Source organism: Halosimplex rubrum, assembly GCF_013415885.1.
Classification (GTDB): Archaea; Halobacteriota; Halobacteria; order Halobacteriales; family Haloarculaceae; genus Halosimplex; species Halosimplex rubrum.
In genome coordinates, this window is record NZ_CP058910.1 from 361,553 (window position 1) to 384,134 (window position 22,582).

General features: G+C 71.1%; 22 protein-coding genes. 13 read left to right on the forward strand and 9 right to left on the reverse strand.

The features are described 5' to 3' along the window. Window positions 1-59: 59 nt before the first annotated feature. The 9 genes from HZS55_RS01830 to hemC form a co-directional block, all read right to left on the reverse strand. Window positions 60-1,178 carry a tRNA (guanine(26)-N(2))-dimethyltransferase gene (locus HZS55_RS01830; protein ID WP_179910063.1) on the reverse strand — a complete coding sequence of 373 codons (1,119 nt, stop codon included), beginning with the start codon at window positions 1,176-1,178 and terminating at the stop codon, window positions 60-62. Window positions 1,179-1,241: 63 nt separating this feature from the next. Further along, window positions 1,242-2,192: a metallophosphoesterase family protein gene (locus HZS55_RS01835; protein ID WP_179910064.1), complete on the reverse strand. Its 951-nt coding sequence runs from the start codon at window positions 2,190-2,192 to the stop codon at window positions 1,242-1,244. Next, complete coding sequence (locus HZS55_RS01840) at window positions 2,189-3,211, reverse strand: ABC transporter ATP-binding protein (RefSeq protein WP_179910065.1); 1,023 nt, start codon at window positions 3,209-3,211, stop codon at window positions 2,189-2,191. Before HZS55_RS01840 ends, HZS55_RS01835 begins: the two co-directional genes overlap by 4 nt. Then, complete coding sequence (locus HZS55_RS01845; RefSeq protein ID WP_179910066.1) at window positions 3,211-4,155, reverse strand: ABC transporter permease; 945 nt, start codon at window positions 4,153-4,155, stop codon at window positions 3,211-3,213. The genes HZS55_RS01840 and HZS55_RS01845 overlap by 1 nt, the downstream gene beginning before the upstream one ends. Beyond that, the gene (locus HZS55_RS01850) at window positions 4,152-5,132 is read right to left on the reverse strand and encodes an ABC transporter permease (protein WP_179910067.1); all 981 of its coding nucleotides are present in this window, start codon (window positions 5,130-5,132) and stop codon (window positions 4,152-4,154) included. The genes HZS55_RS01845 and HZS55_RS01850 overlap by 4 nt, the downstream gene beginning before the upstream one ends. Continuing rightward, window positions 5,132-6,271 carry an extracellular solute-binding protein gene (locus HZS55_RS01855; protein WP_179910068.1) on the reverse strand — a complete coding sequence of 380 codons (1,140 nt, stop codon included), beginning with the start codon at window positions 6,269-6,271 and terminating at the stop codon, window positions 5,132-5,134. The genes HZS55_RS01850 and HZS55_RS01855 overlap by 1 nt, the downstream gene beginning before the upstream one ends. 150 nt (window positions 6,272-6,421) lie before the next feature. Then, complete coding sequence (locus HZS55_RS01860) at window positions 6,422-7,192, reverse strand: uroporphyrinogen-III synthase (protein WP_179910069.1); 771 nt, start codon at window positions 7,190-7,192, stop codon at window positions 6,422-6,424. Continuing rightward, window positions 7,189-7,998 (reverse strand): uroporphyrinogen-III C-methyltransferase, encoded by an 810-nt coding sequence (gene cobA, locus HZS55_RS01865; protein WP_179910070.1) that lies wholly within the window; start codon window positions 7,996-7,998, stop codon window positions 7,189-7,191. The genes HZS55_RS01860 and cobA overlap by 4 nt, the downstream gene beginning before the upstream one ends. After that, window positions 7,995-9,254, reverse strand: coding sequence for a hydroxymethylbilane synthase (gene hemC, locus HZS55_RS01870; RefSeq protein WP_179910071.1), 1,260 nt, complete (start codon window positions 9,252-9,254; stop codon window positions 7,995-7,997). The genes cobA and hemC overlap by 4 nt, the downstream gene beginning before the upstream one ends. A gap of 376 nt (window positions 9,255-9,630) precedes the next feature. Here hemC and HZS55_RS01875 point away from each other — a divergent pair, with 376 nt between their 5' ends. The 13 genes from HZS55_RS01875 (at window position 9,631) to HZS55_RS01935 (ending at window position 22,546) form a co-directional block, all read left to right on the forward strand. Continuing rightward, window positions 9,631-10,059: an HIT family protein gene (locus HZS55_RS01875; RefSeq protein WP_179910072.1), complete on the forward strand. Its 429-nt coding sequence runs from the start codon at window positions 9,631-9,633 to the stop codon at window positions 10,057-10,059. Between the two features lie 84 nt (window positions 10,060-10,143). Next, a complete protein-coding gene (locus HZS55_RS01880) occupies window positions 10,144-10,896 on the forward strand; it encodes an AAA family ATPase (RefSeq protein ID WP_179910073.1) in 753 nt (250 codons plus the stop codon). Between the two features lie 252 nt (window positions 10,897-11,148). Next, window positions 11,149-13,308, forward strand: a complete 2,160-nt coding sequence (gene nasA, locus HZS55_RS01885; RefSeq protein WP_179910074.1) for an assimilatory nitrate reductase NasA — start codon at window positions 11,149-11,151, stop codon at window positions 13,306-13,308. A gap of 446 nt (window positions 13,309-13,754) precedes the next feature. Beyond that, window positions 13,755-15,062 carry an MFS transporter gene (locus HZS55_RS01890; RefSeq protein ID WP_179911760.1) on the forward strand — a complete coding sequence of 436 codons (1,308 nt, stop codon included), beginning with the start codon at window positions 13,755-13,757 and terminating at the stop codon, window positions 15,060-15,062. 1 nt (window position 15,063) lies between these two features. Further along, on the forward strand, window positions 15,064-15,633 hold the full coding sequence (mobA, locus tag HZS55_RS01895; protein ID WP_179910075.1) for a molybdenum cofactor guanylyltransferase: 570 nt from the start codon (window positions 15,064-15,066) through the stop codon (window positions 15,631-15,633). Window positions 15,634-15,852: 219 nt separating this feature from the next. After that, window positions 15,853-17,619: a nitrite/sulfite reductase gene (locus HZS55_RS01900; RefSeq protein WP_179910076.1), complete on the forward strand. Its 1,767-nt coding sequence runs from the start codon at window positions 15,853-15,855 to the stop codon at window positions 17,617-17,619. A 1-nt stretch (window position 17,620) separates the two neighbouring features. Continuing rightward, the gene (locus HZS55_RS01905) at window positions 17,621-17,779 is read left to right on the forward strand and encodes a hypothetical protein (RefSeq protein WP_179910077.1); all 159 of its coding nucleotides are present in this window, start codon (window positions 17,621-17,623) and stop codon (window positions 17,777-17,779) included. Between the two features lie 148 nt (window positions 17,780-17,927). Further along, a complete protein-coding gene (locus HZS55_RS01910; protein WP_179910078.1) occupies window positions 17,928-18,734 on the forward strand; it encodes an alpha/beta fold hydrolase in 807 nt (268 codons plus the stop codon). 92 nt (window positions 18,735-18,826) lie between these two features. After that, entirely contained in the window at window positions 18,827-19,402 is a 576-nt protein-coding gene (locus tag HZS55_RS01915; RefSeq protein ID WP_179910079.1) for a zinc-ribbon domain and TM2 domain-containing protein, read from the forward strand. A gap of 52 nt (window positions 19,403-19,454) precedes the next feature. Further along, window positions 19,455-19,952 (forward strand): DUF2085 domain-containing protein, encoded by a 498-nt coding sequence (locus tag HZS55_RS22955; protein WP_179911761.1) that lies wholly within the window; start codon window positions 19,455-19,457, stop codon window positions 19,950-19,952. 50 nt (window positions 19,953-20,002) lie between these two features. Further along, entirely contained in the window at window positions 20,003-20,731 is a 729-nt protein-coding gene (locus HZS55_RS01925; protein WP_179910080.1) for a type 1 glutamine amidotransferase, read from the forward strand. Window positions 20,732-20,786: 55 nt separating this feature from the next. Then, on the forward strand, window positions 20,787-21,956 hold the full coding sequence (locus HZS55_RS01930; protein WP_179910081.1) for an acyl-CoA dehydrogenase family protein: 1,170 nt from the start codon (window positions 20,787-20,789) through the stop codon (window positions 21,954-21,956). A gap of 65 nt (window positions 21,957-22,021) precedes the next feature. Beyond that, window positions 22,022-22,546 carry a hypothetical protein gene (locus HZS55_RS01935; RefSeq protein WP_179910082.1) on the forward strand — a complete coding sequence of 175 codons (525 nt, stop codon included), beginning with the start codon at window positions 22,022-22,024 and terminating at the stop codon, window positions 22,544-22,546. The last annotated feature ends 36 nt before the right edge of the window (window positions 22,547-22,582 follow it).

Genomic DNA, 22,582 nt, shown 5'->3' on the forward strand with positions numbered 1-22,582 from the left:
TCCACGGGACGAGTGCTGAGGGGTATCCACGCCCCGCCTCGCCCCCGGCCGCGCCGCGGTCAGTCCTCGACGGCGGCGGCGCGCATCTCGGTCACGTCGGCGTCGGTCTTGAACGTCGTCCCGCCGTAGTGAGTGCGCGAGGCCGCGTGGCCCGCGTCGCGCAGTCGCCCGACGAACTCGTCCATGGCGACGGCGCCGACGCCCCAGCGCTTGCACAGCCGGTGCTGGTCGTAGTGGGTCGGCTCGTCGAGCTCCGCGGCGACCGTCTCGCAGAGCTCGCGGGCCCGTTCGGCGGTGCCCATCCCGTCGTCGACTTCCTCGCGGACCGCCTCGGCGAACTCCGGGTCGCAGGTCCGTCCCAGCCAGATGGGGCCGGCCGTCTGGATCGCCTCGCCGCACTCGGGACACCACTCGGTCGGGTCGGCGATCAGCCCGGGCGTCGCCTCGCGGTAGAGGCAGTGCTCGCAGTGGTCGACGTAGCCGAGTTCGTCGACGAGAGCGTTGGCCGCTCGCGCGCCCGAGTCCAGCCGGAGGTAGGTGCGGGCGTAGTGTTTCGTGGCGTGGCTGAACACGGGCCGGGCGGCCAGGTCGTAGCGGGCGGCGGTGCGCACGAGCGCCGAGAGCAGCACGCGCATGCCCATCTCGGCGTGGTACTCGGTGTTTCGCGGGACCGCCGAGTAGTGGCGGACGCCGCTCTCGAAGTGGGCGCCACAGAGCGGTGCGGTGTCGGTCGCGGTGATACAGACCAGGCGGCTCGCCCCCCTGAATGCGGCGTCGGCGAAGGGGATGGGGGTGCCGAACGGGTCCACGTCCACCACGTCGAACGTCTCCTCGTGCATGACGGCGTTGGCGTCGCGGTGGAGGACCCGCCCCTCCAGATCGTTGCGCGCCATGTTCTCGCGGGCGAGGTCGACCGCGTCGGGGTCCACGTCGCAACAGGTCGCGTCGAACCCCTCGGCGGCGGCGCGAACGCCGCGGATCCCGGAGGCGGCGTTGGCGTCGAGGTAGCGGGGGGTGCGGTCGGCGTCGTCCGTCCGCTCGGCCTCCATCGCGCGCAGGACGGCGACGGTCAGGTCGCGGTTGAGCTCCTGAACGGGGTTGAAGAACACGTTCTCTCCCACGCCGGCGTCGGCCTGTTCGGGAACCTCGACCGTCACGTCGCCCTCGGTCACGCGCATACGCCCACGACTCCGGCGACGGCGAAAAGCCATGCGTTTGCCGCTCGTCCCGGCCTGCTCGGCTCAGTCGCCGAGCCGGCCGACCAGTCGCCGCTCGGCCAGTTCGCAGACGACCCGCCCCAGCGGTTTCCCGTCCCGCGCCAATCCGTGGGCCTCGGCGACGCCGTCGGGGTCGGCCAGCGGGACCAGCCGGACGGTCGTCCCCTCGGGGCCGACTTCGAGGTGGACCGAGGTCTGCGGGAACGAGCAGGTCGCGGGCGCGAGCAGCTCCGCGGGGCCGCCGTGGGAGACGACCGCGGGGACGTGCTGGTGGCCCGACAGCGCGAGCGGCGCATCGTGCTCACAGAGCAGGCCCGCGACCGCGTCGGCGTCCCACAGACGGAAGTTCCGCCAGCGGTCGCCCTCCGGGCGCTCGGGCAGGCGAGCGACGGGGTGGTGGACCGCGACGACCGGTCGCTCGGCGTCGGCGAGCCGCTCGGCGAGCCAGGCCCGCTGGGCGGACCCGACGCGCCCGCCCCAGGTGTCCCGGAGGTCGTCGCCGGCGGCGGTGTCGAGGCCCAGCAGCGTCACGTCGCCGACCTCCCACGCGAACGGCAGCGGGCCGTAGCGCTCGGCGAACCGCTCGACCGACGGCGTGGCGTGGTCGTCGAAGGCCTTCGGCACGTCGTGGTTGCCGGGGATCGCCCGCCACGGCACCGAGAGGTCGGCGAGCGCGTCGTCGACGGCGTCGAACTCCGCCGGGTGTCCGTCCCGCGTGAGGTCGCCGGCGATCAGCGCGGCGTCGGCCCGGGCGTTCGCGACCGCGACGGCCGTCCGCAACCGCGCGAGCGTCCGGTGGTACACCTTCCAGGTGCCCCGCTCGGCGACGGCGACGTGCGGGTCCGCGATCACCGCCAGCGTCACCGCGGGGTCGCTGCGCGGGCGGTCGAGCCGCGCGAAGACCGGACCGGGCGCGGCCTTCCCGTCGGCGCCGCCCGCCCCGCCAGTCGCCTCGGCGCGGTCCGCGCCCGTCACGGCTCCGAGAGGACGTGGACGCGGTCGGTGTCGAGGCCGAGCGACACGCGGTCGCCGGTCGCCGGCGCGTCGGCGGGGTCGACACGGAGCGTGACCGACTCCCCGTCGGGCAGGTCCGCGACGGCGCGGACGTGCTCGCCGAGGTAGAACCGCTCGCGGACGGTCGCCTCGAACGGTCCCTCGCCCACCTCGAACGCCTCCGGCCGGGCGACGACGGTCACCTCGCCCTCGTCGCCGTTGGGCGCGGGGGTCGTCGCGTGGCCGAAGTTCAGCCGGCCGTCCCCGGCGGTCGCGGCCAGTCGGTTCGACGTGCCGACGAAGTCGGCGACGAACCCGTTGGCCGGCTCCTCGTACACCTCCGCCGGGGTCCCGACCTGCTCGACGCGGCCGTCGTTCATGACGGCGATGCGGTCGCACATCACCATCGCCTCGCTCTGGTCGTGGGTGACGTACAGCGCCGTCACGTCCAGGTCGTCCAGCAGGGCGCCGATCTCCTCCTGCAGGCGGGTCTTGAGCTTGGCGTCGAGACCGGTCATCGGCTCGTCCAGCAGGAGCACGCGGGGTTCGATCGCCAGCGCCCGCGCGAGGCCGACCCGCTGTTGCTGGCCGCCCGACAGCGTCGTCGGGTCCCGGTCGGCGAGTTCGCCGATGTCGAGCAGCTCCAGCAGCTCGGTCGCGCGCTCGGCCCGCTCGTCGGCGGGCACGTCGCGCATCTTCAGCCCGAACTCGACGTTGCCCCGGACGGTCATGTTGTCGAACAGCGCGTACGACTGAAAGACCAGCCCCACGTTGCGCCGCTCGGGCGGGACGTTCGTGATGTCGTCATCACCGAAACGCACGGCGCCGTCCGTGGGCGTCTCGAAGCCCGCGACGGTCCGCAGGGTCGTCGTCTTCCCGCAGCCCGACGGCCCGACGAGGCCCAGCGTCTCGCCCGGTTCGACCGTCAACGACACGTCGTCGACGGCGGTCGTCTCCCCGAACACCTTTCGTACGTCGTCCAGTTGCACTCGTTCTGCCATTATCTGACGCCTCCGATGGAGAAACCGCGCTGGCCGGTCGCCTGCAGCGCGACGGTGACGCCGGCCACGATCAGGAAGTACAGCGAGACGGCCGCCGCCGTCTGCAGGATGCTGCTGTTGGTGATGTTGTTGTAGAGGAAGATGGAGAACGGCCGCGGGCCCCGCGAGTACACCATGTACGAGAAGTTGAACTCCGCGGCCGCGAGCGTCCAGCAGACGATCGCCCCCGAGAGGATCCCCCGCTTGGCGCTGGGGACGATGACGGTGAGGAAGGTTCGCGGCCAGGAGGCCCCGAGCGAGCGGGCGCTCTCCTCTAACTGGCGCAGGTCCATCGACTCGAACGACGACTGGACCGCGAGGATCATGTAGGGGATCTTCAGCAGCGAGTAGCCGATCACCAGCGCCGCCGCGCTCGGGAGGCCCGGGTAGGTCCGCAGGAAGGCGATGCCTAAGATTACGCCCGGGACCAGCGGGAGGACGGCGGCCGTGTTCAGCCAGCCGACGCCGGGGAAGTCGTAGCGGGTCACGGCGTAGGCGATCGGCACGCCGACGACGAGGTTGATCAACACCCCGCAGAGCGCGATCACGAGGCTGAACACCAGCGAGGCGCCCATGATCGTCACCGAATAGCCGCCGGGTAGGGCGATCGTCGCGCTGCCGAGCGCCCGCTGTGCGCCGACCGTCTGCTGGAGACCGAGGACGTGGCGCCAGTTGTCGAGCGTGCCCAGGCCCCGCGGGAGGACGCCCGTCCAGTCGCCGGCGAACGAGGCGACGAGCGTGAGCGCGACCGGGGCGACGAGGAAGACGACGGTCACGCCGATCAGCGCCGTGACCGCCCGGCGACCGACCGCCGTCGAGAGCCGGGCGAGCCGGCCGGGGTCGCGGTCGGGAACCGCCCGCGCGGTGTCCGCGCTCGCGCCGGTCGTCCCGGTGTCGGGACTCATCCGGTCACCTCCGCGCTGGTGTACCGGAGCCCGACGAACGTGAAGGCGAGCGTGAACGCGAAGAAGACGACTGCCAGCGCCGACGCCATCGACAGGTTCCACCCGGTCGACAGCTCCTGGTCGAACCGGAAGGTGACCACCGACAGCGCCTTCAGCACGAGGACGGTCCCGAAGATGGCCAGCGCCGTCCGGAACGTGAGGATGAGCGCGCCGACGACGCCGGGGCGGATCTGCGGGAGCGTCACGTACCGGAACGTCTGCCAAGGGGTCGCGCCCAGCGCGCGGGCGGCCTCTTCGGCGTCGGTGTTGACCTCGGCGTAGCTGCCCCGCAGCAGGAAGGTGGCCCGAGGGATCATCGAGTAGCAGTACCCCAGAAACAGGCCGGCGATCGCCAGGGCGGTCCCGGGTGGCTGGCCGGTCAGCGCCAGATCGACCGGGTCCATCCCCGAGACCGCGGCAAAGAAGTTCGTCAGCACGCCCGTCCGGGCGAACCACACCATGATCATGAACGCGACGACGATCCCCGGCAGGCTGATGGGGAAGGAGATGAGCGTGACCAGCAGCCCCTCGCGGGGCAGGTCGTAGTTCTCCAGGCCGTGGGCGACGGCGATCCCGACGGCGACGCTGACGACGGTCGTCGCCGCACCGAACCACAGCGAGTTCCAGACCACCTCGCCGTAGACGGGGTCGGCGCTCACGCCGCCCCCGACGACCGGCAGGTACGCCAGTATCGACAGCGCGAGCGTCCGGAAGTTCCCGAACTGGAGGCCCTGGATCGCCGCGGACGACTCCGAGAGGCTCATCCGGACCAGATACACCAGCGGGACGAACGCGCCGACGACCGCCAGCAGGAGGAACGGGGCCACCAGCGCGGCGATCCGTCGGCGCTCGCGGTCGCGCTCGGTCACCGGCGCGAGGAGCCGCTCGCTCCGGGTCCGGAGCCGACCGACCAGTTTTTCGTCGTCGAGCGTGGACATCAGTAGCCCGTCAGGCCGACGCCCTCGCCGATCTGCTGGATGATGCTCTCCTGGTTGTCGACCATCTTCTCGTAGTCGACGCCGAACTGCGTCTCCTCGTAGCGGCTCTGGTCGGGGAACTCGTCGGGCATGTCGAGCTCGGAGGCGCGGATCGGGCGGACGTAGGCGTCGAGGAACTGCCGCTGGCCCTCCAGCGAGAGCACGTAGTCCATGAACAGCTTCGCCGCGTCGGGGTTGGGCGCGTCGGCGAGCATCCCGTAGCCGTAGGGGTTCTGCATGGCACCGGGCTCGCCGTCCGGCCCAGCGAGGAGGCTCACTCCGACCTGGTCCTCGCCGACGGCGTCGGAGTTGTACTTCAGGTCCAGCCCGGTGTAGTCGTACTCGACGAAGGTCACGACGTTGCCGGAGGTGAAGTCGCCCTCGAGGTTGCCCCGGAAGGTCGCGCCCATCTCCTGCAGTTCGTTGTAGTAGTCGACGACCGGCCCCACGTCGTCGAGCGAGCCGCCGTAGGCGTTGTTGATCGACAGCGCGCCGGCGAGCCCGACCGCCGCCTCGGGCGGCTGGAAGACGAGGTCCTGGGCGATGTCGGGGTTCTTCAGATCCTCCCAGGTCTCGGGCGGCTCGATGCCGCGCTCCTCGTAGATGTCGGCGCGGTAGGTGACCGTCGTGGTCATCTGCCGCGTGGCGGTCATGTGACCGTTGTCCGTCTTGAGCTTGTCCGGCACTTTGTCCCAGTTGGCGGGCTTGTAGTCGGTGGTGAAGTCGTCCTGCATCGCGAGGATGCCGTAGGTGTACCCGCCGTTGTACGCCGAGTGGGTCGGGTCCTGGGCGTTGGCGCGGATGTCCTGGAGCGCCTCGCCCGACGACCGCTGGTCGTCGTTGAGCGCGACGCCGTACTCGGACTCGAACGACTCCATGATCGCCCCCCAGTTCGACCACCCGGTCTGGACCGCGTAGATGTACAGCGTCTCCGGGAAGTTGGAGGGGCTAACCGTCGTCTGATAGTCGCCGTACCCCACCTCGTAGCCCTCGGGGGTCGCCGTCCCGCCCGACCCGCCGGAGACCGAACAGCCGGCCAGGGCTGCCGCCGCCGCGCTCGCGCTCACACCCGTCAGGAACTCGCGTCGTGACCGTGACATACAGGACAGACTGATAGTCACCCCCGAAAAGAGGTTGCTAAGACCCCTATATTCCGGACCCCGAACGTCCCCCCGCCACACACCGATCGGTAACGGTCCGGACGGCTATTGACAGCTACCGAGACGGGCGCGTCGAACCGACCGCGACGCTCACTCCGCGTCGACCGCCGCGACGACCGCCTCGGCCAGCGCCTCGAAGTCGGCGACTTCGGGGACCACGTCGACGGCGACGCCGGCGTCGGCCGCCGTCTCGGCGGTGGGGTCGCCGATGACGCCCACGACCGCGTCGGCCAGCCCGTCGATCGCCTCGTCGCGGACGCCCCGCTCGTCGGCCGCCGCGAGGAAGTGCCGGACCGTCAGCGACGAGGTGAACGCGGCGCCGTCCAGCCGGCCCTCGGCAGCCAATTCGGCCGACTCGCCGGCGTCTGCCGGGCGCTCCAGCCGGTAGAGGACGGTCTCGTGGACGTACGCGCCGGCGGCTTCGAGCCCGGTGAGCAGGACCGCCGAGCCGTGGTCCGAGCGGGCCACCTCGACGCGGGCGCCGCCCACCTCGGCTTCGAGTTCCTCGACCAGACCCGACGAGGAGAACTCCGCGGGCACCCGATCCACGTCGTAGTCGTGCGCCCGGAGCACGTCGGCGGTCGGCTCACCGATGGCGCAGACGGTCGCCTCGCCCGGCTCCCAGCGCTCGTCCGGTCCCCCGTCGTCGGCGCGTTCGCCCGCGACCAGTTCGACGCCGGTCTTGCTGGTGAACACCACGTAGTCGGCGTCGGTGCGAGGGTGGGCGCCGGTCGGGTCGACCGTCAGCATCGGGTCGGCGACGGCCTCGGCGCCCAGCGATTCGAGCAGTTCCACGGCCGCGTCGAGCCGCTCGTCGGGCGGCCGAAACACGGCGACCCGGGGGCGGTCCGCGGCGCTCACCCGTCGATCCCTCCGTTCGATTCGATCCCCGCCGCCTCACCGTCGGGCGCGTCGCCGCCGTACCCGCGGAGGAACTCGGCGAGTCGGTCGCGCTCGCCGGCCACGTCGCCGATCACGGTGATCGCGGGCGGGGAGATCCCGACCTCGTCGCGAGCGTCGACGATGGTGTCCAGCGTGCCCGTCGCGACCTGCTGGTCCGGCCAGGTCGCCCGCTCGACCAGCGCGACCGGGGTGTCCGAGTCCATCCCGGCCTCGCGGAGCGCGGCGGTGTAGTCGGGCAGTTTGCCGACGCCCATCAGGACGACGATGGTGCCGCCGGTCGCAGCGAGGGCCCCCCAGTCGACCGCCGACTCGTCCTTGGTCGGGTCCTCGTGGCCGGTGACGAACGACACCGAGGAGGCGTGGTCGCGGTGGGTGACCGGGATCCCGGCGACGGCCGGACCGGCGATGGCGGAGGTGACCCCCGGGACGACCTCGAAGGGGACGCCGTGGTCGGCGAGGTAGGCGGCCTCCTCGCCGCCGCGGCCGAAGACGAACGGGTCGCCGCCCTTCAGGCGGACGACCGTCTCGCCCGCCTCGGCGAGTTCGACCAGCCGCTCGTTGGTGACCGACTGGGGCGTCCGGTCGCCGCCCGCTCGTTTGCCCACGTCCTCGCGTTTCGCCTCGGGGATCAGCCCCAGGATCTCCGGGCCGGGCAGCTTGTCGTGCAGCACTACGTCGGCTTCCTCCAGCAGGCGCCGGGCCTTGACGGTCAGCAGGTCGGGGTCGCCCGGGCCGGAGCCGACGAGGTAGACGGTGCCGGTCACTTCTCGTCACCCGCGCTGTCGTCGGCACCGCCCCCGTCGCCCCCCTCGGCGGCGCGTCCGTCGTCCTCGTCGGGCGTGTCCGGCGAGGCGCTGGCGGCGCCGCTCTCCTCGTCGGCAGTCCGTCGCGCCTGTTCGATCAGGTCGGCGGCGCCGGCGTCGGCCAGGTCCGCCGCGAACTCCCGGGCGGCCTCGGCGTGGTTCTGGACGGGCAGTTCGCGCGCCTCGCGGACTTCCTCCTCGCCCTCGCGGTCGAGCACGCGGACGCTCGCGCGGACGACCGAGCCCTGAAGGACGGCGTAGATGCCCACGGGCGCGACGCAACCGCCGCCGAGCTCGCCCAGGATCGTGCGCTCGACGGTCGCCTCGACCCGCGTGGGCGAGTGGTCCAGCACGCTCCGCAGGTCCTCGGCGAGGTCGCCGTCGCGGGCGGTCACCGCGAGCGTCCCCTGGCCCGGCGCCGGGACGAACCCGTCGGGGTCGAGCTGGCGGTGTTCGACGTGGTGGAGCAGGCCCGCCCGCTCCAGACCCGCCTCCGCGAGGACGATGGCGTCGTACTCGACGTCGGGGTCCCGTTCGAGCGCCCGCCGCTGGAGTTCGGTCAGGTCCTCGAACCACTCCTCGACCGTGCGGTCGTACTCCGAGTCGTCGTCCGCGTCCTCGCCGTCTCCGTCCGCCTCCCCGTCCTCGTCGCCGTCGTCGAGCTGTTTGTACTCGGCCATGTCGTCGATCTCCTCGTCGGCCTCGGCGACGACGCGCCGTTCGTGCTCGGCCAAAAGCGGCGGCGCGAGCAGCTTCTGGACGCGCGTGTCGACGTTGCCCCGGAGCGGCTGCACGTCCAGGTCGTCCCGTTCGGCGAGCAACTGCGCGCCTCTGCGGAGGCTGGAGGTGCCGACCGTCGCGCCCTCGGGCAGGCCCGAGAGGGAGACGCCGTCGCGGGTGACCAGCACGTCCCGCGGCGCGGCCCGCTCGGGGACGCCCGCGACGACCATGTCCTCGGGCATCTCCGTGGGCATGTCCTTCATCGAGTGGACGGCGGCGTCGCAGTCGCCGTCGAGCACCTCCTCGTCGAGCGCGCGGACGAACGCCCCCGTCTTCCCGAGTTCGTGGATCGCCTCGTCGGTGATCTGGTCGCCCGCGGTCTCGACCTCGACGAGCTCCACGTCGAAGCGGCGGTTCTCCAGCCGTTCCTTGATGGTAGCGGCCTGGCGAAGCGCCAGGTCGGACCCGCGCGTCCCCAGCCGCAGCGTCGTACTCATTACCCCTCAGTGGTCGGGCCGTGGTGAAAAGCACACCACTTCCGCGCTCGCTCGACGTTCGGTTCGAGCCGGTAGTTGGTCTCGCTGCTGGCGTCGTGAAACGGAGTCGAGCGACAGCGACCGCCGGGGATAGCACTCGATGGACGCCTTCGACGCGCTCGCGGTCGCTGTCCGTGGGCGACCCGAGCGTCGCCCGCGTGGTCCGAGCGACCAGCCCTCGCCGCTCGCAGGCTGCGCTTCTCGTCCACCGTCGGAGCGTGCGTCGACAGTGCTCTCACCCCGTCTTTCGCGGCGGCGTCGGAAAACCCACCGTCCACCCCGCCGCGAAAGAGACGGTGGAGCAACCTTGATTGGGCCTCGCTCCGACGCCTCGCACATGAGCGACGATTGCATCTTCTGTTCGATCGTGGCCGGGGAGATCCCGAGTCGCACCGTCTACGAGGGCGACGACGTGCTGGCCTTCCTCGACGCGAACCCGCTCGCGCCGGGACACACGCTCGTCATCCCGAAGGCCCATCACGAACACGTCCAGGACATGCCGACCGACCTGGCCGGGGACGTGTTCGCGGTGATGCAGCGGTTGGTCGACCCGGTCGAATCGGCGGCCGGCGCCGACGGCTCGACGGTCGCGTTCAACAACGGCGAGGTCGCGGGCCAGGAGGTCCCCCACACGCACGGCCACATCGTGCCGCGCTTCGAGGACGACGGCAGCCGCCCGATCCACTCCATCTTCGGCGAGCGGCCCGATCTGGACGACGACGAACTCGACGATATCGCGGCGGCCATCGCCGAGAGCGCCGAGTGAGTCCGGCTCCGGACGGACCACCGGTTCGGACCGGCCGCCGGCCGACGCATAGGTTTTTCAACCAGTAGGCGGCCAAGCGGGGACATGACCGGAACGCAGGGAAGCGGCGAGTGCTACGCGGTGGTCGGGGGCGTCGGCGGCGCGGGCGCGACGCGGTTGTCGGTCGAGTTCGCGGCGACGCTGGCGCGGGCCGGCCGGGACGCGGCGGTCGTCGACGCGGCGTTCGCGACCCAGGGGCTGTCGGCGTTCGTACCCGAGCGGATCGAACCGGACGTGACGCGCGTGCTGACCGACGACCGGCCGCTGGCCGAGGCGGAGACGCGGCTCGGACTCGACGTGCCGGGGTCGGTGACCGTCGCGCCGGCGCGGACGCCGTTCGAGCGCCTCGCGCGCGCGAAGACCAGCGAGTGCGCCCGCCGACTGGCCGAGCGGCTGTCGGCGGCGACCGACCGCTACGACGCCGTCTTCGTGGACGTGCCGCCCGTGGGGGCCAACCAGGCGGTCGCGGCCGTGACCGCCGCCGACGCCGTGGCGCTGGTCGTCCCCGACGCCGAGCGCGGCAGCGACGCCGTCCCCCGAACCCGCGACCGACTGGCGGACGTGGACGCCGCGGTCGACACCGTCGTCGCGAACCTCGCGGGCGAGGACCGGACCGTCGAGGCGGCCGACGCGGTCGTCCCGGCGGGCGAGACGAAGGCGCTCTCCGCGGCACCGGCCGCCGTCGAACCGATCGAGTTCGCCGTCGCCGTCGCGTCGGCGGTCGAGACGCTCACCGGCGCCGACCTCGACCTGCCCGAACCGGAGCCCTCGTCGATGACCGATTATCTGCCCGGGTAGCCCCCGCTCGATTCCCGCCGCGCTCGAATCGTCCACGCGTCGGCCCGAACCGCACACCGGCAGCGACGGGGTCGAAGCGACGGAACTGACCGTCCGTTTCGATCGTGTCGGTATGTGTTTTAATCATTCAAGGGATAGTGTTTAGTGTAGGACGTATAGACTAGTAGACGACAGAATGGTTTGTGTTCGTCTACATTGTCGTGGAAAATCGGGACAAACCGAAACGCCGGCGCGGTCGGGGGCGGTCGAGTCGTGAGCGACTGGGTGCCGACGACGTGTATGCGCTGTGCGGTCGGCTGCGGGCACCTCCAGCGAGGGGCCGACATCGGGAACGGGATCGACGTGGTGCGCGGCGACGCGGCCCACCCGGTCAACCAGGGGCTGGCCTGCCAGCGCGGCGTGCGCGAGACCTCCGACCCCGAGGGGGAGTGGCTGACCCGACCGATGGTGCGCCGCGACGGCGAGCTGGTCTCGACGACCTGGGACGTGGCGCTGTCGGAGGCGCTGAGCGCCTTCCAGGGGATCGAGGAGTACCCCGACGGCGAGGTCGCCGTCCTGGGCAGCGGCCAGCAGACCAACGAGGCCGCCTACGCGCTGGGCAAGCTCGCCCGCGGCGGCTTCGGGACCCGCTACTACGACGCCAACACGACGCTGTGTATGGCCAGCGCCGTCACCGCCTACTACCAGGCGTTCGGGAGCGACGCGCCCCCCTGCAGTTACGACGACATCCCGGAGGCCGAGGCCCACGTCGTCTGGGGGGCCAACCCGGCGGCGGCCCACCCCGTCATGTTCCGGTGGATCCGCCAGGCGGCCAGCGAAGACGGCGTCGAGCTGATCGCGGTCGACCCCGTGGCGACCGAGACGGCCGACCACGCCGACGCCCACGTCGCGCCCGAGCCCGGACAGGACCTCGCGCTCGCGCGGGCGGTGCTCGCCCGGGTCGTCGAGACCGACCGCGTCGACGAGTCGTTCGTCGCCGAGGCGACCGAGGGGTTCGACGAGCTGCGGGCGGCGCTCCCCGACAGCGAGACCGCCGCCGAGCGGGCGGGCGTCTCGATGGACGACGTGGACCGTCTGGCGGACGCCTTCGCTCGCGACGCGCTGTGTTACTGGGGGATGGGCGTCAACCAGCACGTCCAGGGGACCGACATCTCGCGGGCGCTGATCGACGTCTGTCTCGCGACGGGCAACCTCCGGCCGGGCAGCGGCCCGTTCTCGCTGACTGGACAGGCCAACTCGATGGGGACCCGTGTCTGCTCGTGCAAGGGGAGCTGGCCGGGTCAGCGCCCGTTTCAGGACCCCGACGAGCGCGCGTTCGTCGCCGACGAGTGGGGCGTGCCCGTCGACCGGCTCCCCGACGACGCCGGCCCCGGTCCGGTCGGGACGTTCGACGCGTTCGACGACGAGGTCGCGGTCGCCTACACCGTCGCGACCAACCCGGTCGCCGGGATGCCCGACGCGAGCGCGGCGAAGGCGGCGCTCGAGGACACGTTCCTCGTCGCCCAGGACGCCTTCCGGACCGAGACCACCGAACTCGCCGACGTGGTGTTGCCGGCGGCGACGTGGGGCGAGTCCGAGGGGACCGCGATGAACATGGAGCGGGCGGTCTCGCGCGTGCGGGCCGCGACCGAAGCGCCCAGCGGCGTCTGGACCGACCTGCGGATCGTCTCGACCATCGGCGCGCGGCTGTTCCCCGAGCTGTTCGACGACCCGAACCCCGACCCGGAGACGCTGTTCGACGAGTTCGCCGGACTGACCGCCGGCAGTATCGCCGACATGTCCGGGATCACCTACGACCGACTCGAGGACCTCAAGGCGCTGCGCTGGCCCGCGCCCGACGCCGAGACGGACGCCGGCTATCGCTACTACGACGGCGACGACGGCAACCGCGGGTACGTTCCCCGCGAGGGCGACAACGGGGTCGAGCCGGAGCCGGACACCGGCGAGGAGTCGTGGTCGTTCCCGACGCCCAGCGGGAAGGCGGGCTTCTCGACGGCCCGTCAGGAGGGACTGCCCGAACCGGTCGACGACGACTACCCGCTGACGCTGACGACCGCCCGCGAGTCCGAGCAGTACAACACGGGCGTCCGATCGCGGGACGTCGACGACCTCGACCCGGTCGTCGCGCGGATCAATCCCGAGACCGTCGCCGCGAGCGACGCCGTCGACGAGGGCGCGGTCGTCGTCGAGACCCGACGCGACGCCGTCCCGGCGACGGTCGACCCCGACCCGGCGGTGCCCGAGGGCCTCGTGTGGCTCCCCATCCACCACCCGGCGACCAACCGCCTCACCGTCGACGCCTTAGACCCCCAGTCGAAGGAACCGAACTTCAAACAGTGCGCCGTCCGGCTCGTCGCGCCCGCCGACCGGGTGACCGCCGCGGCCACCTCGCCCGCGCGCGCCGACGACTGACCGGGCGAGGGTCCCGTTCTCCGCGTTCGTCTCACGCCACAGCGACGGCCACAGCGGGGCAGTACGGCCGATCGTCCGGACCCGCGCGGCGCGCGCCCGACACGCACCCCGCTCGACGCCGCCGCCGCGACCCGAGAGCGACCGCCGGCCGAAACTCGACGCCCGTCCGGTTTTCGAGCCGCGGAGTCGACGTATTACATCCTTATATCTTCAGTATTCATCCTAATATCTCCCGTTCGTCCACTCGCCGGCAAAGTGAGTTTATTTTCTAAACGACTAGGGTTATATGACACGAGTGTCCAACTCATATCCGTGCAAAGGTGGACGTTCGAAATGGGATTCGATAAAATACTGGACGAACAAACGGAAATGATAGTTAATTATGGTTCGGCGGTCGTCGGTGCGGCCGCCGGTGAGGGGGAGGTGCCGGCATGGGGCTGATCAAGATGACCAAGTGGCGGACGCTGGTGCTCGCCACGGTCGGGTTCAACTTCTCGTTCCTGATCTGGTTCTCCTTCGCGCCCTTCACGGGGCCGATGGCCGAGGAGTTCGGCCTCTCGCTGGCGGAGATCGGGATCCTGGCGAGCGCGGCCATCTGGCTGGCGCCGTTCGGCCGGATCCTGACGGGCTGGCTCTCGGACAAGTTCGGCGCGCCGGCGGTGTTCGCCATCGTGCTCACGTACGTCGGCGTGTTCTCCATCGCGAGCGCGTTCGCACAGAGCTACGCCGTGTTCTTCGTCGAGCGGCTCATCGTCGCGACGGCGGGGATCACGTTCGTCATCGGCATCCAGCACGTCTCCGAGTGGTTCGAGGAGGAACAGCTCGGGACGGCCGAGGGCATCTACGCCGGCATCGGCAACGCCGGCGCGGCGGGCGGCGCGCTCATCCTCCCGCGCGTGTTCGGCTCGAACTGGAGCGGGCCGCTGTTCGAGACCAACTGGCGCGCCGCGTTCTTCTACACGGGCTGCGTGTCGATCCTCCTGGCGGTCGTCTACTACGCGCTCGGCGAGGCCGCCAAGAGCGACGAGAAGCGCCAGGCCACCGCCGACAACGCGAGCTTCAAGGGCTGGTTCTACACCGCCACGCGCTACGGGACGGTCGTCCTCGCGCTGGCGTACGTGATGACCTTCGGTCTCGAACTGTCGATGAACGGCTGGCTCGCGACCTACTACCGCGAGGGCTTCAGCACGGACAACCTCGTGCTCGCCTCGACGTTCGCGGCGACGTTCTCGGTGGCAGCCGGGCTGCTCCGCCCGATCGGCGGCTACGTCAGCGACGTGCTCGCCCGCAAGGAAAAAGACATCATCCCGCTGTTCGAGGGCCGCTACCGCGAGCAGTGGACGTTCGTGACGCTGTGTTTCGTCGTCCTCTCGATGTTCGGCATGACGCTGGCCGGCCTCTCCGGCGAGGTGCTGATCGCGGTCGGCGCCGGCTTCCTGGTCGGGATGGGCTGTGCGTTCTCCGAAGGCGCCATCTTCGCGCAGGTGCCGGCGATGTTCCCCAACAGCTCCGGCGCGGTCGCGGGCGTCGTCGGCGGCGTCGGCACGGTCGGCGGGATCGTCTACCCCCTCGTCTACTCGGCGCCGTTCCTGGCGAGCCTGCACATCGGCTACTCGATCGTCGCCGTCTCGATGGTGCCCATCGTCCTGCTGGCGGCGTGGGTGTTCCAGCCCCACATCGCCGAGATCGCGACCGAGAGCGGCTTCGTCGGCGCCGGCGGCACCTCGGGGTCGGCCGCGCCGGGGGACGACTGAGATGCGCTCGGCACTGCTGCTTGCCGGCGTCGGCGACGCGCTCGACCCGTCCCCCGCCGACGCGCCGCTCGGCCGGGTCGCCGACGCGGTCGCGCCTGCGGTCGACGAGGTCGTGGTCGCCTGTTCGGCCGACGACCGGACCGCGGCCTCCGAGGCGGTCGGCGACCGCCCCCACCGGCTCGCGGTCGACCCGATCGCCGACGAGGGGGCCGTCGCGGCCATCCGGACCGGCGTCCGCGTGGCGAGCGGCGACGCGGTCGCCGTCGTCGCCGGCGACGTGCCCACCGTCGACACGTCGCTGCTCGACGACTGCTTCGCGGCCTGCGCCGACGCGGCCGCGGTACCCCGCAGCGACGACCGGCTCCACCCGCTCCACGCCGCCTACGACGCCGACGCGGCCCGCGTCGCCTGCGACCACACGCTCGCGGCCGGTTCCGGCCGCCTGTACGACGTGCTCTCGCGGCTCGACCCCGTCGTCGTCGACGCCGAGGCGCCCGACATCGACGCCCACCCGCTGACCGTCGGCTCGCACGCGGACCTCGCCCCGGCCACGGACGGCCTCGGCACCTGACCGCCGGCCGGACCCACCACCGGACCCGCTCGCCGACCCCACCCAAATGCGTTTAAGGTCATTGTATTTCGAGCGTTCGTCCGGATATACCACTCGTAACGCGAATTGTTAAACGATTATGCTTATGTGTATCGCAGTCAGCTAGCTAAAACGTAAATCAGAAGACGAACGTTTGAGTATTTGCCGAAATTGCGGACAAAACCAAAACGGAGGAGATCAATGCCACACAAGAAGGAAGCCTGGAAAGAGGAGATGTACGGCGACGAAGTGCGCGAGAAAATCGAGGAGTTCGCGGAGAAGGGGTGGGACGCCATCCCCGAGGACGAACGCGACGAGTGGTTCGCCCGGTTCAAGTTCTGGGGGGTGTTCCACCACCGGGGCGGCCAGGAGTCGTACTTCATGATGCGGCTGACCAACTGCGGGGGCGTCCTCGAACCCGACCAGCTGCGGGCCATCGGCGAGGTCGCCCGCGACTACGCCAGGGGGCCCGTCGAGAACCCCGAGTTCGGCAACGGCTGGGTCGACTTCACGACCCGTCAGTCGATTCAACTGCACTGGCTCAAGCTCGAAGACATCCCCGAGATCTGGGAGAAACTCGAAGCCGTGGGCGTCTCCTCGCGGTCGGCCGGCGGGGACACGATGCGCAACATCTCCGGCTGCCCGGTCGCCGGCAAGGCCGAGGAGTACGTCGAATCCCGGGAGCTGCTCGACGAGATCCAGGCGGAGATCCGCGGCGACGACGACCTCTGTAACATGCCCCGGAAGTTCAACATCTCGGTGTCGGGCTGTCGCCAGGGCTGCGCCCAGGACTCGATCAACGACATCGGGCTCGAACCGGCCCACAAGTTCATCGAGGGTGAGGAAGTGAAGGGCTTCAACGTCCGCGTCGGCGGCGGCCTCGGCGGTCGCGAACCACGGCCGGCCCGCCCGCTCGACGTGTTCGTCACGCGCGATCAGGCCAAGGAGACCGTGCGGGCGTTCGTCGAGTACTACCACGAGGCGGGCAACCGCGAGAACCGCTCGAAGAACCGCGCCCGCTTCTTCGTCGACGAGCACGGGACCGACGAGATCCGCGAGGCCATGGGCGAGCGCCTGGAGTTCGAACTGGAGCGGGCGGGGACGGACTTCCGCGGCGAGTACACCTACAACGCGGGCAAGTCCGCCGAGCGGGGCGCCCACGACCACGTCGGCGTCTACGACCAGGCCGACGACCGGAACTACGTCGGCCTCTCGGTCCCGGTCGGCCGGATGCCCGCCGAGGACGCGATCGAGCTGGCGGACCTGGCCGACGCCTACGGCTCCGGCGAGATCCGGCTCTCGCGGCGCCAGAACCCGCTGATCATGGACGTGCCGGACGGCCAGCTCGCGAACCTGCTCAACGAGGACCTGCTGGAGACCTACCAGCCCGAGCCCAACCCGTTCGTCCAGGGGGCGATGGCCTGCACGGGCACGGAGTTCTGCTCGATCGCGCTGACCGAGACGAAGGCGCGGATGGCTCGCCTGCTGCAGTGGCTCGGCGAGGAGGTCGACGTGCCCGACGACGTCGACCGCATCAAGATGCACTACTCCGGTTGCACGGCCGACTGCGGGCAGGCGATGACCGCCGACATCGGGATGCAGGGCATGCGCGCCCGGAAGGACGGCGAGATGGTCGAGGCGATGGACGTCGGCGTCGGCGGCGGGATCGGCGAGGACCCCACCTTCATCGACTGGGTGCGCCAGCGCGTCCCCGCCGACGAGGTGCCCGGCATGATCGCCAACCTCGTCGAGGCCTACGCCGCCCTGCGCGAGGAGGGCCAGACCTTCCGCGAGTGGGTCGACGCCACCGGCCACGAGACCATCGTCGAACTGGCGGAACCGGCGGAGGTCGAGGGGTACGAGGACCCGTGTCTCACCGATGCCAAGCAGTCGTGGTACCCCTTCGCCGACAGCGAGAGTCCCGCCCCCACCGACGCCGAGGGCCAGCCGCTCTCGGCGGACGACTGAGATGGTCGACGACACCGACCGCGACGCCGCGGGCCGCCCCGTCGGCTCCGCGACCGACCGCGACGCCGAGCCGGCCGACGCGGCCTTCGACGTGGCGCCGGAGCTGTTCGGCGCCGACGACGCCGAAGCGGTTCGACGCTCCGACGACACCGCCCTGTAGCGCGCCCGAGTCCGCTGGTTTTCGACGCCGATCAGGTGACCGCCCGCACGGCGACCGCTTCGAACAGCAACACCACGTCGGAGGTCGCCGTCGCGAGCGCGCCCGCGAACCGGGTCGCCCTTACGGCGACCGCGCCAACGAGTGAGCCATGACAGTCGTCACGAACGGGGGCGTCGATCTGTACTACGAGGCCAGGGGCGACCCGCGCCTGCCGGAAGACGCCGACCGCGCGGCGGACACGGTGGTGTTCGTCGAGCCGGCGGGCTACGGCGCGTGGGTGTGGGGCTGGCAACACGCCGCCCTGGCCGAGGGCTTCGAGACGGTCACCTGGGACCTGCGCGGGACCGGCCGCTCGGACGCCCCGGAGGGCCCCTACGAGGTCCGGACGCTCGCGGGCGATCTCGAAGCCGTGCTCGCCGACCACGGTGTGGCCGACGCCCACGTCGTCGGCGCTGGCCTCGGCGGGATGATCGCCCTGGAGTACGCGGACCGGTACACCCGCGCCGCCTCGCTGACACTCTTTGGCACCGCCGCCAGCGGCGACCGCGTCGACGCCGACGCGCTGGAGTCGCTGTTCGCCCCTCGCGACGACCCCGGGGCGCTCCGCGCGTCGCTGCGCAACGCCTTCGCGGCGGACGTCGACGCCCACGCGGACGTGGTCGACGAGATCGTCGGCTGGCGCCGCGAGGAGGACGCCGACCGCACCGGCTTCGACGCCCAGACCGCCGCCATGCGGTCGTTCGACCGTTCGGACTCGCTCTACGAGATCACGACGCCCGCTCGGGTGTACCACGGCGTCGACGACGCCGTCGTCCCGACCGACGCGGGCCGGGATCTGGCCGAGGGGCTGCCCCGCGGCGAATTCACCGCCGTCGAAGGCGGACATCTCTGCTTCATCGAGGAGAGCGCCGCGGTCAACGACGCGCTGCTCGGCGACTTCGAGGACGCCGCGTGAAGCGGAGTCGAAACCTCGGGTGACGGCCGCTCGCCGGCGGGAATTCACAAGCCAGCGGTAGTTTTACACGTACGACACGCGTCGTCGGGGATATGTCGAACGACGAGCGCGACGATCCGGACGACCCGAACGGATCCGACCCCGAAGAGACAGAGTCCGGTGAGGCCGGCGACGGACAGCCGCCGGCGGACGACGCCGGGAGCGACGACAGCTGGGTGAGCGACAGCGTCAACGAGGGCGACGAGTCGACTGTCGGCGACACCGGTCCGACCGACCCGAGCGGTACGGGGACGGACGGGACCGACGACGCCCCTGCCACTCGCGGCCAGTCCGCCGATGGATCCGGGGGCGGACGGAAGGGACCGAACGAGAAGTTCTGTTCGGAGTGTGGCGCGGTCATCAACGAGAAGGCCGAGATCTGTCCGGAGTGCGGCGTCCGCCAGCCCGGGATGGACTCGGGCAACGACGAGCGCATCGTCGCGGCGCTGCTCGCGATCCTGCTCGGGAGCTTCGGCGCCCACAAGTTCTACCTCGGAAACAACAAGCTCGGGATCATCTACCTCTGTTTCTGCTGGACCGGGATCCCCGGCATCATCGGGATCATCGAGGGCGTCATCTACCTCACCAAGGACGACGACGAGTTTCGCCGCCAGTACATGGACGAGTGAACCGGCCGATACCGGCCGAACACCCCGCCCTCGGGGCGCCCGCGCCCGCCGCATCGCCCGCGAACTCCGCACCGGACTCGCGCGCACCGGTCGGTATCTCCTCAGCCACCACGAACCCCACGAGTACGACCGCTGTCACCGCCTCGCCGTCGGCGGCCGGACGGTCCGCCTCTGCGCCCGCTGCAGCGGTGTCTACCCCGGCATCCTGGCGGGCGTCGCGCTCGTCCTGACCGACACCGCACCGGCCGCGTGGCCGTGGCTCGTCGCCTGCGGCCCGGCGCCGGCGCTGGTCGACTGGGCGGCCACGACGTTCACGCTCCGGCGGGGGTCGAACGCCATCCGGACGGCCTCGGGGGCGCTCCTGGGACTGGGGTACGGGGTCGCGGTCCCGTGGTTCCTGACGGCGCGGCCACTCTGGCTGCTGGCGGTCGCGGCGGGCTACGGCGGGGTCGCCGCGGCGCTGCTGGTCCGGTCGCGGGCCGAGAGCGTCGACGAAGAGACCGACCGCGACGGCGAGAACGCGGGCGAGAATCGGTCACAGGGCGCGTAGTCCTGCCACGGTGGACAGGCTTTTACTCGCCGAGCCGTTGGAACGGAACGATGACACGGCCGCGCATCGCTCTGTTGAACGCAGCCCACGAGGCCGAGGGCAACCGCCGGAACTTCCGCCGGGAACTCGACGCCGACCTGACGGAGTTTCACCTCCCGACGGGACAGCACCCGGAGACCTTCGAGTTCGACGGCGCGGTGGTCACCGGCTCGCGCGCCTCGGTCTACTGGGACGAGGAGTGGATCCAGCCGACCAAAGACTGGGTCGGCGAAGCGATCGACCGCGGGCTGCCGTTCCTGGGCGTGTGTTACGGCCACCAACTGCTCGCGGACGTGCTGGGCGGGACGGTCGAGCCGATGGGCGAGTACGAGATCGGCTACCGGACCGTCGAGCACTCGGGCGACTCGGTGCTGTTCGACGGGATCGACGACGACTTCACCGTCTTCACCACCCACTCGGACTACGTCGCCGAGATCCCGCCCGGCGCCGAGCGGCTGGCCGCCAACGACTACGGCGTCCACGGCTTCCGCAAAGAGCGGGTGTTCGGCGTCCAGTTCCACCCCGAGTACGACATGGACACCGCCGCCGAGGTGACCGTCGGCAAGGAGGGCCAGCTCTCCGAGGAGCGCATCCAGTCGGTCCTCGACGGGATCACCCCCGAGAACTTCGACGCCGCCTGCGAGGCCAAGCAGGTGTTCGACAACTTCCTCGCGTTCGTCGACGCGGTCGACGCGAGCGGCGCCGTGCCCGCCGACGACGCGGTGGCCTCCGGCGACTGACCGGCGCCGGACCGAGCCAGCGAGCGTTTTTCACGGCTCACGCCCAAGAGCCGTCATGCTCGACTACGTGGATCTGGAGGCCGACCTCTCGGCGGAAGAGCGGCTCGTCCGCGACACGGCCCGGGAGTTCGTCGAGGAGGAAGTCCGCCCCGACATCGGCGACCACTTCGAGGCCGGCACCTTCCCCGAGGACCTGATCGCCGAGATGGGCGAGCTGGGCTTCTACGCCCCGAATCTCGACCACGAGGCGACGGCGGGCCTCGGCGAACGGGCCTACGGGCTCGTGATGCAGGAACTCGAAGCGGGCGATTCGGGCGTGCGCTCGACGGCGTCGGTCCAGGGGGCGCTGGTGATGTACCCGATCCACGCGTTCGGCTCGGCGGCCCAGCGCGAGCGGTGGCTCCCCGACCTCGCAGAGGGGTCCGCAGTCGGCTGTTTCGGCCTCACCGAACCCGACCACGGGTCGAACCCCAGCGCGATGGAGACCCGCGCCGAGCGCAGCGACGACGGCGAGGGCTACGTCCTGAACGGGTCGAAGACGTGGATCACGAACGCCCCCATCGCCGACGTGGCGCTCGTGTGGGCGAGGGACCGCTCCGCGGAGGGAGACCCGGTTCGGGGCTTTCTCGTCGAGACGGACCGGGAGGGGATCACGACGAACCACATCGACGGGAAGCTCTCGATGCGCGCCTCCGTCACGGGGGAGATCGGCCTGAACGACTGTTACGTCCCCGAATCGGCGGTGCTCCCCGACGTGTCGGGGATGAAGGGACCGCTCGCCTGTCTCACGCAGGCCCGCTACGGCATCGCGTGGGGCGCGGTCGGCGCGGCGCGGGACTGCTTCGAGGTCGCCCGCGAGTACGCGACCGACCGCGAGCAGTTCGGCGGGCCGATCGCCCGCTTCCAGCTCCAGCAGGAGAAACTCGCCGAGATGGCGACCTCGATTACGACCGCGCAGCTGCTGGCCTATCGGCTGGCCGACCTCAAGGAACGGGGCGACCTGCGCCCCCAGCAGGTGTCGATGGCCAAGCGCAACAACGTCGCGGCGTGGCGCGACGTGGCCCGGACCGCCCGGGAGATGCTCGGCGGCAACGGCATCACGACCGACCACTCGCCGATGCGCCACCTCGCGAACGTCGAGACGGTCTACACCTACGAGGGCACTCACGACATCCACACGCTGATCCTCGGGGAAGACCTGACCGGGATTTCGGCCTTCGAGTGACGGGCCCTCGAAGCCGCGCGGGATAGACCCTCGAACTTATCACGGGCCGCGCCGACCACTCGGCGATGGAAACCGGGTTCGTCGGGGCGGTCGCGCTGGTGGTCTCCTTCGGGCTGGTCGTCGCGTCGCCGGTCGTCGCGCTCGCGGCGTGGGCGCTCTCGGCGCGTCGCGACCGCTTCGGAGACGCGCTGGGGACGGTCGTCGCGGGGTCGGTCGGCCTGCTCGCCGCCGGCGCGGTCGCGCTGGCCGTCCTCGTCGACCCCGGCGCGGGGCTGACCTTCGGAGCCGTCGCCGTCGCGGCGGCGCTGGTCCTCGCGGTCTTCCCCGTGTTGTTCGGCCGGCAACTGCTCGGCCGCTGGACGCTGCTGGACGCCGACGAGGCCCTGGAGTACGCCACGCTCGGCTGGCCGGTCGCGATGGTTCTCAGCGCCGCGCTGTTCGTCGCCCCCGGCGGGTTCGCCCGCTACAACGTCCTCTTCCTGGAGGGGCTGGCCGCCACCGTCGCCTGGCTGACGCTCGTGCTCGTCGTCACGCTCGGGCCGGCGCTGGCCGGGCTGGGGCTGTACAACCTGATCGAACGGGTCGCCTGACGCCGCCGGTCGGCTCGCGCTCGGAGCGCCAGCCGG